Genomic DNA, 12869 nt, shown 5'->3' with positions numbered 1-12869 from the left:
AATTAATGATTAACTTTGAATCGCTGCTGTCATTTATCACCTTAAGCTTCTTACTTGCGGTGTCACCGGGGCCATCAAACGCGTTTCTAATGGCGCAAACATTTGCTAAAGGCAAAGCTGCTGGCATGCAAACAGCATTTGGCTTTGCCACCGCGGGCGTAATACACACAATATTAGCGGTAGCTGGCCTTAGTGTGATTTTAAAAACATCTCAATTAGCGTATCAAACGGTTCTTATAATAGGTGCGCTTTACCTTGTGTACTTAGGTGTCACCAGCATTATTGATAGCTTACGAAAACCAGAAATTATTCACTGCGAACTTACAAATAAAAAAGAAAAAAACATCTTTGTACAAGCCATGCTGACCGAGATTTTTAACCCCAAAGTCGCGCTCTTCTTTTTAGCCTTTATTCCGCAATTCGCCGACAGTTCGCTAAGCACACCAGTATGGTTACAGTTGTTGATTTTTGGCTTGCTTTACCCAATTTTGGCTTTCCCTATCGATGTGTTGTACGTAAAAAGCGGAAACAAGATTGCAGGTTACTTTAAACATCACCCGAGCGCGCAGCAATGGATTGACCGCATTGCCGGTAGTATTTTTGTTGTATTGGGGTTACGCTTGGTGTTCGAAGTATTTTAAAGTGTGAAAACATGGAACAAATTACCACTGCAATCCCCGCCAAAAAAAGCATTGCGCTTGTTGCCCACGATGGTAAAAAATCAGCGCTAACTCTATGGTGCCAAAAACACCAAGATGTACTCAGCCAACACAATTTATACGGCACAGGTACTACTGGCCACTTAATAGAAAAAACCACTGGGCTGGCGGTTGAAAAGCTTTTAAGCGGCCCTATGGGCGGCGACCAGCAACTTGGCGCTAAAATCGCCGAGCATGAAGTCAACCTACTGATTTTCTTTTGGGATCCACTTGCTTCACAGCCTCACGACCCTGATGTAAAAGCACTATTGCGACTTGCTGCGGTGTGGAATATTCCCGTTGCCTGTAATGAAGCGACTGCTGATATGCTGATTGCCAGCGAGCTTATGTCACAACAAATACATCGTACAATCCCTGACTACCATAATTATTTGGCCGATCGACTCGATTAAATCATTCAGAGTGCCTAACACGTAAAAACCGTGCAAAACGAGGCTTGCCGTATTTCGTCAAGCCATTGTAACGATATGTCACCATTGACCCTATCTCGGGCGGTGTGTTTCTCATAACATCTGACAAACCACTGCCCAGCTTGATTTGTTGACCGTTTGGCAGCTCAACAATCAATGCGCCAACTAACCCATGGTATTTTCCTTTACCCGGACTGTAACCCACCACCTTAGCCTCGGCATCTTGATACGGCTTAAGCTTGAGTAAATTATCACTACGGCCATCGCTGAACTGAGCGGCTTTTGCATGCAGCATAATGCCCTCGGCCCCCTGTTTTATTCGGGCTTGATAGTAGGCATCCAACTCCTGATGAGTAGTAAATTGACGCTGTTCAATTGCCGTCAAGTAGTCAGAAGGCGTTGCTTCTATCAATGTTTTGTAATTCAAGTAGCGCTGGTGAAATGCTTGGCTGTGATTCGGCATATCAAATACATAAAACCTTATTTTACGCCATGCTTGATGATTTGCCTTGGTATCGAGTACTGTGCTAGCAATAAACTCAAAATCACCATGGCGACTCCACAATTCACCATCAAGCCACTCACGCGGCCAATGTTCAGTAAACCAAGTTGGCGCATGAATAACGTTACCATTTCGGGTCACAAGCTGGTTGTTTTTCCATATGGCACGCACGCCATCAAGCTTCTCGCTCACTAGGTAATCATTAATGGGCTGTTGTTGATAGGATTTAGCAAGCTGCACTTCGACACAATCAGCAGCAGATGTAATAAGTGATAAGGTTAAGAATAGAGAAATTTTAAGAGCCATTTTTTCCTCCTTGAAAATTCAACGGCTCTTTAAAGTGTACTTTAAATTTTAAAGTTTGCTGGCGATAAGTGCTTGAACATCAAAAAGCGATGAACAGCGATCATCAGCGTGTGAAAAGTCAGCACTTAGGCTGTATTTATTAGGCACCACAACAGTGTATAGTTCGGCTGATTTGGCACTGCTAGAGCCAGTAACGGTATCTTCAACCGCAAGTCCTGAACTTGCTGTTAATGAAAAATGTGCGATTGCCCTTAAATAAGGCTCTGGATGCGGTTTTGGCTGTTCAACATCATCACGTGTGAAAATCACATCAAAGTACTTTGCAAGATCGTGTCCTGTCAAAATAGAATGCGCTTCTTCTTTCGCACTCCCGGTCACTAACGCAACCTTTACCCCCTGCTCGCGACACCAGGCTAGCAACGCTTTCGCACCCGGTAACAATGCGGGTAAATGCAATTTAGATATCTCAGCGAATACAGTGTGTTTCTTCTTTGCTAATGCCGATGCGGATAAACTCAGCTGGTGCTCTTCAACCAGCACTTTAGCGGCTTCAAGCGTTGGTTTACCAGCAAACTGCTGGCAAAACTCAGCCTCACTAAAGTGTAAATCAAACATCGCAAGTACTTTGTTCCAACTAACGGCATGCAAATGCTCGGAATCAACCAAGGTACCATCTAAGTCAAAATAAATTGCACTTAATGGCATTACCTTAACCTTGCTCTTGTAGTGACTCTGGTACTGGCGAATTTGCTACGTCACCACTTTCCACTTCAACCAATTCATAACCACGCGCTAAGCGTTTTACGGTGAGCACTGGCTTTTCTAAAGCCTGTTTTTGACGCTCAATATCTTCTGCTAAGCCCGTTAAACTCGTACCAAAAGAGCCTTCAGCCGTTTCAGACCAATTAACTGCTTTACCATTAATATTGTATTCAACAACATGTACTTGAAACAGTGTACCTTCATCACTTGGGCACTCAATAACGCGATAATTCCAAAATGCAGACATAATATTTTCCTCTAGTTAACGCGCGCTGACTGTAGCATATTTCACCTCAGATATGGATAACTAATGTGCTGCTAACGGTTATTTATACTGACTTCAATTTAACGTTATATGAAATAAATACCATCTCTCAGTAGTAAAGCTAGATTAACCTAGTTTGGGTGTCCGAAATAAACATAAAGTATGCAAAATCCAACTGCATAAAACTTGCATAAATATGCGCAAACTGTTTGTATATCAAATAAACAAGCAATTTAGTGTAGAAATTATGTGGTTGCAAAAAGTAGTTTTATTGCTGATATTCGGGTTTAGCGTTCAATCTAATGCTGAATCTAAAGAACTTATTGATGTACCCGTTTTAATTGCTGAGGATGTCAAATTACACTTACAACGCTTAAGTAAACAGACGGATATTCTGGCTATCTCAGATTTTTCAAATTTACCGCAGGGTCGTGATTTAGTTGATGTGATTCTACTCAATCAAGCACTGCACTTAGGCAAGTGCCAGTGTCGTTTAGTATATTTTGATAATTCAGTATATGGCCGCAATATCGAACTACTCAAAAGCGGAAAATACGCACTAAGTGCCGACACGCTATGGCTTTCTGATATTACAAGTCATCCCAATACATTACTCTCGAGCCAAGCGGTTATTCGCAATGGTGAATACGACGTTGGCTTATATACGTCAGTAAATAACGAGCGCGCATTAAAGGCGCAAAACAAAGATGATGTGTCGCGCTTAACCGCAATTTCAAATCGCTTTTGGAGTGCTGACTGGCAGGCAATTAATCAGTTAAACCCAATTAAGCTGGCACATATCGAATCATTTCCAAACATGAAGCGCCTTGTTAAAAGTGAAATTGCCGATTTTACCTTGCTGCATTTTCGCATAAATGACAATGATTTAAGCTTTGAACAGTTAACGCCTGTTCCAAATGTAAAAGCGGTACTGTGGGATAGCCGTCATTTCGCAATATCAACTCAATTTCCTAATTATCAACATATTGCAGACGCATTAAATAAAGGGCTTAAGCAACTTCATAAGCAAAATAAAATCAGTAGCGCTTATTTGGCGGTGGGCATTAACCACCCTCTCACTTCAGACTGGAAAATACTAAATGCGCCCGATTTTTAAAGCATTAATTTTTAATGCAGCTCTAATTACAACTTCGATTTATGCGAATGAATACAATACTCAATGCGCCAGCGATAAATACTCTCAGCACTTAGTCGATCTCATTATAAGTGACCACGAACAGCAGCGTACCAAATTGAGATGTGACAAGAGACTAGTTACCGCAGCTATTGAGAAAGTAGCTGAAATGGCCGAAACCGAATTCGTTTTTCATGGGCGAGCTAATGGTAGGTTACGTGATCAAGGTGTTGAACTGCCCATTTATTATGGTATTGGTAATGCCAATCAAGTAGAAGCATTAGCAGGCGGACAAAAATCGCCTGAAGTAGTTTGGAAAAGTTTTAAAGAATCGACTTCTCATGCAGATCACCTTTTAGCACGCAATGCATTTTATCGAAAACAAACACTTATCGGAGCTGCACACATTTATTTACCAAGCACAAGTCATGGTCACTATTGGGTGGTGTACATAACCGAAGAGGATAATGCATCAGAAAAAAATATTTTCCACGGTCCAATACCTAACAAAACCTCTCATGGTGTTTTTTATCAATCTCAAAACGAAAAAAAGCCCATCAACTGATGGGCTTTCTGCTATGAAATCTAAATAAATAGGTGCTTAGAAAAATGACACCTTAAACTCAACACCCATAATACGAGGTTGGTTTACCATAGCGGCATTGTTTGAGAAATCTACACCACCAATGAATACTTGCTCATCAGTAATATTTCTAACAAATGCAGATACTTCGTATTCGTTGTCGCCAGCTTCCCACAGGTAACCTGAGCGAATACCGCCTTCTAGTAATGCTTCGCCTTCAAATTCAACTGACTCATATAAGAAGAAGTCAATTTCACTGCGGTAAGACCAATCAGTGTATGCGAAGAACTCACCGTCGCCAATTTCTTTGCTGTAGCGTAGTGTGAAGTTAGAAATCCACTCTGGTGAATGTGGTAAGCTGTTGCCGTCTAAGCTATAGCCTTTACCTTCAACAAATGGGTCTGTAATTGTACAGTTAAAGCAGCCTTGCAAGAACAGTGAGTTGTCTTGTAATTCAGTTTTGTTGTAGCTGATGTTGAATGTAGCGAATAGCTCATCAGTTAAAATCCACTCTGAATCTAACTCTAGACCGTAACCAACTGTTTTATCAGCGTTAAGTAAACGGTTAAAGTTTGCAGAACCACCTACTGCAGTTACTTGCTGGTCATCCATCTGGAAGTAATATGTTGTCGCATTTACACGGCCACGGCCATCTAATACATCTGACTTAACACCAAACTCAATTGAGTTGATAGTTTCAGAGTCAGCTACAGTTACTTCGTCACCAAATAAGATTCGACCTTGAACACTTGGTGCACGGAAGCTGTTTGCTGCACGTGCGAATAGGTTTACATCATCAGTAAGCTTATAAGCTGCACTTAAGTCCCATGATACGTGTGAATCTTCTGGGTTAGCAGATTTTTCTAAGTCGATATTGTTGAAATCACCCGGAGTTACCAGACGTACCGCTCTAAAATCACGCTTGTCATCTGAATAACGAAGACCACCACTCACTTTTAACTTATCTGAAACGTGATAATCTGCCGAAGCAAAAACAGCCCAAGCCGTTGTATCTTGCTCTTGGAATACATAACCCCAGTTAAAGTCGCCACCTAAACCATCAAAACCAAAGGTTTCAATTGTTTGTTCTTCATTGTAGTAGTAAGCACCCACTTGGTAATTAAAATCACCCGCAAAGTTACTTGCTAAACGAATTTCTTGTGAGATTTGGTCATGTGATGGGATTGCATCAGCACTTTCTGATGCAAGGAAAATGAAGCCAGGGCCCATTTCAGGTGTTGGACAACCAAATACAAAATCGTTACCACAACCATAACCACCATCAACGTCTGCACGTGAGTAAATCTCAGCGCTTTCCCAACCAGTGATTGACGTTAGTGTGTGATCTTCAAAATCATACTCTAATTTGAGGCTTGAACCTTGAGACTCAACTTGCTGTGTAGCAAATTGTACTGAGTCTTGGTAAATCACTTCAGGATCAAAACCTGCAACAGGCTTGTTTGTGCCTTTTTCAATTGCATTTGCATGGAAAACAATTGGCTTACCATCTAAATCACGCGTGTGGTAATTTAGTAACGCAGTAAAATCACCTGCTTCATATAAAAATTGAATACGTGCCGCTTGCTCATCGTAACCACCGGTTACATCATTGATGAAGTTATTTGGCGCACGGTTATCAATATAATCATCGCGCGTTTGCTTAAGTACTGAAACACGAGCTGAAAGGTTATCGGTTAAACCACCGCCTACAGCACCTTCAAAATCTACTGAATTAAATGTGCTGTAAGATAATGCACCGTAACCTTCAAATTCTTGCGACGGCTTAACTGAGTCAAACTTTACAAGACCTGCAGGCGTGTTACGGCCGAATAATGTACCTTGAGGGCCACGAAGTACTTCTACACGCTCAACATCAAATACCGGAAAGCCTTTTAAAATTGGGCTTTCTTGTACAACGTCGTCTACCACTAACGATACTGGCTGTGATGCATTCAGATCGAAATCGGTGTTACCTAAACCGCGCACGTAAAAACGTGGGAAAGTACGACCAAAAGAAGATTCAACTGATAAGCTTGGGATTTTCGCGTTCATAAAACGGATATCCATACCAGCAGAACTGTATGCGTCTAGGTTATCGCCTTGTAGCGCAGAAACCGCAACAGGCACTTCTTGCGCGTTCTCAACACGTTTACGAGCAGTTACTTGAATCACTTCTAATTGTGCAGATTCAGCGCCTGCTTCTTCACCCTGTGCAACCGCAGCACCTGATAAAACTAATGATGAGAATAACGAGCCTTGAATTAATTTAGCTAGCTTTGACTTTTGTAGATATTTCATGGTGGTTTAAAACCTTGTGCACTCAAAATAAAACGTTTGATTAGCTGAACTCAGTTGCCTTGAGACAGTCATAATCATGCTTGTATCCTTTTAAAGTGAATGGCGAAGTTCAACTTTACACGTGTTTAACGCGGACCCATCAATACGAGTACTTAATACTGCGGGTTGAACATCGCCGCAACAGCCAGCCTTTCGGTTAACATGTTGTTTACACCCGTATCCATTTGCGGCAAAAATAATACAAATCGCCACCGTTTAAAAAGGACATATATCCTTGAAAAGTTTCAACAGATCGAATATGAAATATAGTTTAAATGCACTTTTTTGCATCTTTTAGCAGCATTTTTTGCAAAATACTCTAAAAAAGTACATTTAAAGAAAGGACAAATGGCCGCACAGCAGTTACATTAAATTTACATTTTTATGCTGAGAGTAACTCCGGTGATGCCAAAGTAAGTTGATGTTGATGCAACAATGCCATAATTTGAAAGTGAATTTCATCACTAACTTGCAAGTAGGTTTCGAAGTTTGTGGTAGCAATATACGACAGTACGTACAATTCAACAGCAAACGGGCTAAACCCTTTAAAATAAACACGACACGGATTTTCATCTATCAACTCGTGATTATCTAACAAGGCCTTTAGCGCCACATTAAACTGCTCCAACTGGCTGTTTGACTCTGGCATCGCAAGCAATAACTTAGGACGAAACGCCATCTTTTCACGTTCCGAAAAGTTTTCAATTTCCATATCAATAAACTTAGCGTTGGCAATGTACACCACTGTACGTTCAATAGTGCGCACGCGAGTGGCGCGTAAGCCAATCTCTTCAACTGTGCCAATAAACTGGCCAATACGGCATAAGTTCCCTACTTTAACGGGCGTTGATGAATAGAGAGTGATCGCCCCAATTAAGTTCTCGACCGACTTTTGCGCCGCAAGTGCAACAGCCAAACCGCCAATTCCTAAACCAGCCATAATGGTAGTGGCACTGAATCCTAAATTCTCTAACCAAATTAAGGCAGCTGCAATCACCAATAATGACTTAGTGACATTGCCTGCTGGCCTTAGTAAGTAAGTTGCATGATCTTTTCCCTCGGCAATTAGTTTTTCTGAATACTTTTGCTTGAACAAATCGGCAATTCGCCATAAAAACCACAACCACGCAAAAATAGACAATGTCGACGCTTCAGCAACGGCTTTTACCGCAAAAGTTACATTCGAGGTATCTGCGTAATTGCGCGCTAGAATCGTTGCAGTCAAAAAGCTTAATGGACCATAGAGAAACTGCAAATAATTAGCGACTTTGAGATTGGCAAAACGGGTAATACGGATTAACAGCCAAAAGCCCACTGAGGCAAGCACCACATAAAGCAGCAAGGTTACCGAAAAATAAAGCCATTGCCATAACATCACCCCCATAAAGCGATAACTTGGCAAATTCATCGATAGCCATTCACCTAACTCGCTGTAGCCGTAGTACTTATCGAGCAGCGGGGTTTTTGCCACCGTCGCATTAGAAATTTTCCAAATGCGATTATCGTTAAACGGAACTCGTTGCAGCAACACGGCAACTTTGCCTTCAGGCGTATCTATGGAGCCAACTAAATCGCGGTAGTCAGGTACATTTTCAGGCAAGGTGCCTAATGGGTCGTTCGATAAGCCATCAATATCAACCCAAAGCGCACGGTCTAAACTAACATGTAATTGGCGGGCGATTTCAGCTTTATGTGTCTCTTCTACCTTAAATGGTAGATTGCGAAAATCGAGGTAATTTGCAGCCTGTTCATAATCTGATTGACGTGCGGCGGTTAAAAACCCTTGCATGCTGCTGCGTGGTGTTTCGCGACCGAGCATATCCCAGCCGATAAAGGTGTTAAGTGACTTGTCTTGTGAATGAGTTTGCTCAACGTCTTCTTGTTCAAGCAAATCTTTAACGGTTACTTCGTTTTTCGGCTGCGCTAACGCGACGCCGAAAAACAGGAATAAACTCAAAAGCAAACTGTGCCAGATTGTGTCTTTCATGTGCTACATTCCCTATTCACATTTGAGTTTATTTTAGCGATTAACTGTGGCTTTTTACCTTATTAAATAACGCTACTTGTTCGTTACTTGGTTCATCAGTGAGACGACTGACAATCACAATCGCCAACGTAGCAATAATAAAGCCGGGTACGATTTCGTACATTAAGCTACTTAAGCTATCACCATTTACACTAATTGGTAAATAAATCCACAGTAAAACTGTCACCGCACCCGAAATAATACCCGCAAGCGCCCCCTGCTTAGTCATACGCGCCCAATACAAGCTTAAGATAACAACCGGACCAAATGCCGCACCGAAACCAGCCCATGCATTACTTACTAAACTTAAAATTGAACTATTACGATCGTAAGCAAGGAATATAGCAAGCAGCGCTACAGCAAGCACTGAAATACGGCCAACCGTTACTAAGGTTTTTTGTGACGCTTGCTGATTAAAGAACGCTTTGTAAATATCTTCAGTAAGCGAGCTAGACGTTACCAACAGCTGTGATGAAATCGTACTCATAATCGCAGCTAGAATTGCTGCTAATAAAAAGCCTGCAATTAATGGGTGAAACAATACTTGCGATAATAAAATAAAGATGGTTTCAGCATCTTTTAATTCAGTACCCGTTTGATTGACATACACAACACCAACAAACCCTGTCGCTAATGCACCGATAAGCGACACAATCATCCAACTCATGCCAATACGACGCGCCGTTGGTAAATCTTTAACTGAGCGAATAGCCATAAAGCGCACAATAATATGTGGTTGTCCAAAATAACCTAAACCCCATGCCATCGCAGAAATAACACCCAGTACAGAAACACCCGACGCAAAACTGAGTAAGCTTGGGTTAATTTGTTCTACCGTTGCCACCGCATTAGATAATCCGCCAACTTCACTTAGTACCACAAACGGCACCAATACCAAGGCTAAAAACATAATGCAACCTTGTACAAAGTCAGTCAGGCTAACCGCCAAAAACCCACCAAACAATGTGTACACAACAACAACGCCAGCAGTTACATACAAACCTAACTCGTAGCTTAAGCCAAAACTTGATTCAAACAGCTTGCCGCCTGCAACCACACCAGATGAGGTGTAAAGTGTAAAAAATACAATAATTACAATTGATGAAATAACGCGTAGCACGCGCTTATCATCGTTAAATCGGTTTTCGAAAAAATCAGGAAGCGTAATTGAGTCATTTGCCAATTCGGTATAACTACGCAAACGCGGTGCAACAATCAGATAGTTAAGATACGCACCAATAATCAAACCAATGCCAATCCATGCACTACTGAGTCCCGACAAGTACATTGCACCTGGCAGACCCATTAGCATCCAGCCACTCATATCGGATGCGCCCGCCGATAATGCCGTAACACTTGGGCTTAAATTTCTACCACCTAACATATAGCCTGATACGTCACTCGTTGACTTTTTATAAGCATAAAAACCAATGCCTAACATCACGATAAAATATAAGGCTAACGAAAAAATTGTGCCAAATTCCAAGTTATCTCTCCTAGGTACTAAACTTAGTACTTTATTCGCATTTTCACATCAAATGCGAGCTGTCATAATATTTCACTATATCAAAACATTACTTTGATTTGTTTATTTCTTGCGATTAATGCAACTGATAGTGCGTCAAATTTGTTCACCTAGGAAAAAATAACCAAAAACAGGTGAAATGCACACTCAATTATCCTATATTCAAGTCATAAAAAATTCTAAAGACAACATACAGGACCTCTGCTTTTATGTATTTTTATGCAGCGAGACAGCCTATTCTAAACCGAGAAAAGAAGCTAATTGGCTACGAACTACTTTTCAGAGACAGTTTAGAAAATGTATTTCCTAATATAAACGAAGACGAAGCAACATCACGTTTAATTGAGGGTAGCCAATTAAGCCTTGGTTTAGAGGATATGACAGGCGATAAGCCTGCGTTTATCAATTTCACTCTTGAGACGCTACTTAAAGGGTATGCAAAAACCCTTGAGACAAAAGAAGTGGTTGTTGAAATACTTGAAACCGTACAACCGGGCAAACGCCTATTAGCCGCCGTAAAAGAACTCAAAGAAATGGGCTATACGATTGCGTTAGACGACTACAAACATGCCCCCGTATGGCGTCACTTCTACCCTTTCGTCGATATTATCAAAATTGACTGGCTCGACACCTCACTTGAGCAAATACAAGAAATCATTGCTCAAACCAAAGACTTCCCAAGCATCAAATTTCTCGCAGAAAAAGTAGAAACACCTGAGCAATTTGAAAAAGCAATGGAACTTGGATTTGATTACTTCCAAGGGTTCTTCTTTGCTAAACCTGAAGTGGTACAAAGCCGTGCGCTAGCGCCAAACGAAATGACATTAGCTGAACTGCTTTACCAAACATCAAGCCCAGATATGGACTTAAAGAAAGTAACCGAAGTATTTGAGCGTGATGTTAACTTATCGTACAAGTTATTACGTTATTCAAATTCAGCGGCATTTAAGCGTCGCGCAGAAATTAGCACTATTAAACAAGCATTGGTTGTACTCGGTGTAGAAGAGTTAAAACGTTTCTTATCAGTACTATTTACCGCGCAAGTTGCTTCAGATAAGCCACCGGAACTAATGCGCCTTTGCTTAACACGTGCTAAGTTTGCTGAGCAACTATCTGAACAATCAGGTCAGTTCCAAGAATCATCTAAAGCGTTTTTAACTGGCATGTTATCGCTTATTGACGGTATTTTAGATCAGTCGATGGACGCCATTTTAGAAAAGCTACCGCTTTCTGAAGAGATTAAACTTGCCATTATAAAGCGTGAAGGCCGTTTAGCAGACTACCTTGGCTTGGTTGAAGCGTATGAACAAGCAAAATGGCAAGAAGCCAATGAGATTCAAACCAAACTGAACTTAAATGCAGATGATATTCCCACTGCATACCACGATGCATTGCAGTGGGCTAATTTACAAATGGAAGCAATGAGTAACTAAACTCAGAGACGATCTATTTTGCACATAAAAAACCGACAATTAAGTCGGTTTTTTTATGTCTTAAGCGAAATTCTTTAGCACTTTACAAATTCTCGAAGAAATCGTCATTCGCAGTTTCTTCTTCGGTCTTTTCGACTTTTGGTAACGGTGGATTACCATCATGCAGTTCGTAAAGCTGACGCTGAAGATAAATATCTTTCATAAACAAATATGGATCGAGTGATTCGTTCAGCAAAGCCTCCTGAGGAATAAGCGATGCACGCGCCTCTAACACTTTGATCACCCACTTACCAATTGTGGCTGGCGTACCAAGGGAAATACTTGGCAATACAAATGCGTCCATCACATCACCAGAGATATTTCTCGCCGTACTTGGGCCGTAAGCAGGGAACATTAAATAAGGCCCGTTATCGGCGCCCCATACTCCCAGTGTTTGACCAAAGTCTTCCGGCTCTTCAACCAAACCAATCTCTGAGGCAACATCAAAAATACCAAAAATACCGACAGTCGAGTTCACTAAAAAGCGTGCAACGCTAACGCCCGAATTTGAAACCTTGCCCTGCAGCAACGAGTTTGTTGCATCAATTGGCGCATCGAGATTATTCGTTGCATTAACTAAACCATTACGCACGGGCTGAGGCGTTACCTTGCTGTAACCTACCGCAGCTGGGCGCAATACGTACGCATCCAACACATCCATATTAAAGTCATAAATCGGACGGTTCATCGATTGCAACGGATCTCGTGGATCGTCTTTTTCTGGTGGCACCTGTGCGCAACCTGCGAGCAGCAGTACAATAACTGCCGCTAACAGGCTAAACACAGACTGGATTTTTTGATTAAGCACTCAGTATCCCTATTAAAAC

The 12869-nt window shown here is 41.4% G+C and carries 12 protein-coding genes; 5 read left to right on the top strand and 7 right to left on the bottom strand.

The features are described from left to right. Positions 1-5: 5 nt before the first annotated feature. Together AN214_RS02905 and AN214_RS02900 are read left to right on the top strand one after the other, a co-directional pair. Positions 6-641, top strand: coding sequence for a LysE family translocator (locus AN214_RS02905; protein WP_054978345.1), 636 nt, complete (start codon positions 6-8; stop codon positions 639-641). A gap of 11 nt (positions 642-652) precedes the next feature. Further along, on the top strand, positions 653-1111 hold the full coding sequence (locus AN214_RS02900; protein ID WP_054978344.1) for a methylglyoxal synthase: 459 nt from the start codon (positions 653-655) through the stop codon (positions 1109-1111). Between the two features lies 1 nt (position 1112). On the opposite strand, the gene AN214_RS02895 is transcribed toward AN214_RS02900, so the two are convergent. From AN214_RS02895 to AN214_RS02885, 3 genes are read right to left on the bottom strand one after another with little or no spacing between them, the layout of a single operon-like run. Next, on the bottom strand, positions 1113-1937 hold the full coding sequence (locus AN214_RS02895) for a DNA ligase (protein WP_054978343.1): 825 nt from the start codon (positions 1935-1937) through the stop codon (positions 1113-1115). Between the two features lie 48 nt (positions 1938-1985). Continuing rightward, positions 1986-2642, bottom strand: a complete 657-nt coding sequence (locus tag AN214_RS02890; RefSeq protein ID WP_054978342.1) for an HAD family phosphatase — start codon at positions 2640-2642, stop codon at positions 1986-1988. A gap of 4 nt (positions 2643-2646) precedes the next feature. Next, positions 2647-2946, bottom strand: a complete 300-nt coding sequence (locus AN214_RS02885) for a hypothetical protein (RefSeq protein ID WP_054978341.1) — start codon at positions 2944-2946, stop codon at positions 2647-2649. Between the two features lie 214 nt (positions 2947-3160). On the opposite strand from AN214_RS02885, the gene AN214_RS02880 reads away from it, so the two are divergent. Next, the gene (locus AN214_RS02880; protein WP_054978340.1) at positions 3161-4081 is read left to right on the top strand and encodes a hypothetical protein; all 921 of its coding nucleotides are present in this window, start codon (positions 3161-3163) and stop codon (positions 4079-4081) included. Beyond that, positions 4065-4664, top strand: a complete 600-nt coding sequence (locus AN214_RS02875) for a hypothetical protein (RefSeq protein ID WP_054978339.1) — start codon at positions 4065-4067, stop codon at positions 4662-4664. Before AN214_RS02880 ends, AN214_RS02875 begins: the two co-directional genes overlap by 17 nt. Positions 4665-4700: 36 nt before the next feature. Here AN214_RS02875 and AN214_RS02870 read toward each other — a convergent pair whose 3' ends face one another. The 3 genes from AN214_RS02870 to putP form a co-directional block, all read right to left on the bottom strand. Then, a complete protein-coding gene (locus AN214_RS02870) occupies positions 4701-6980 on the bottom strand; it encodes a TonB-dependent receptor (RefSeq protein WP_054978338.1) in 2280 nt (759 codons plus the stop codon). A gap of 421 nt (positions 6981-7401) precedes the next feature. After that, positions 7402-9006, bottom strand: a complete 1605-nt coding sequence (locus AN214_RS02865; RefSeq protein ID WP_054978337.1) for a mechanosensitive ion channel family protein — start codon at positions 9004-9006, stop codon at positions 7402-7404. A gap of 40 nt (positions 9007-9046) precedes the next feature. Further along, positions 9047-10531 carry a sodium/proline symporter PutP gene (gene putP, locus AN214_RS02860; RefSeq protein ID WP_054978336.1) on the bottom strand — a complete coding sequence of 495 codons (1485 nt, stop codon included), beginning with the start codon at positions 10529-10531 and terminating at the stop codon, positions 9047-9049. Positions 10532-10779: 248 nt separating this feature from the next. Between putP and AN214_RS02855 the strand changes: the two genes are divergently transcribed. After that, positions 10780-12003, top strand: coding sequence for an EAL and HDOD domain-containing protein (locus AN214_RS02855; protein WP_054978335.1), 1224 nt, complete (start codon positions 10780-10782; stop codon positions 12001-12003). 82 nt (positions 12004-12085) lie between these two features. On the opposite strand, the gene AN214_RS02850 is transcribed toward AN214_RS02855, so the two are convergent. After that, positions 12086-12850 (bottom strand): VacJ family lipoprotein, encoded by a 765-nt coding sequence (locus tag AN214_RS02850; RefSeq protein WP_082428469.1) that lies wholly within the window; start codon positions 12848-12850, stop codon positions 12086-12088. Positions 12851-12869 lie beyond the last annotated feature (19 nt).

It is taken from the genome of Pseudoalteromonas sp. P1-9, assembly GCF_001399975.1.
Taxonomy (GTDB): domain Bacteria; phylum Pseudomonadota; class Gammaproteobacteria; order Enterobacterales; family Alteromonadaceae; genus Pseudoalteromonas.
This window is presented reverse-complemented; position numbering and strand designations above follow the sequence as displayed.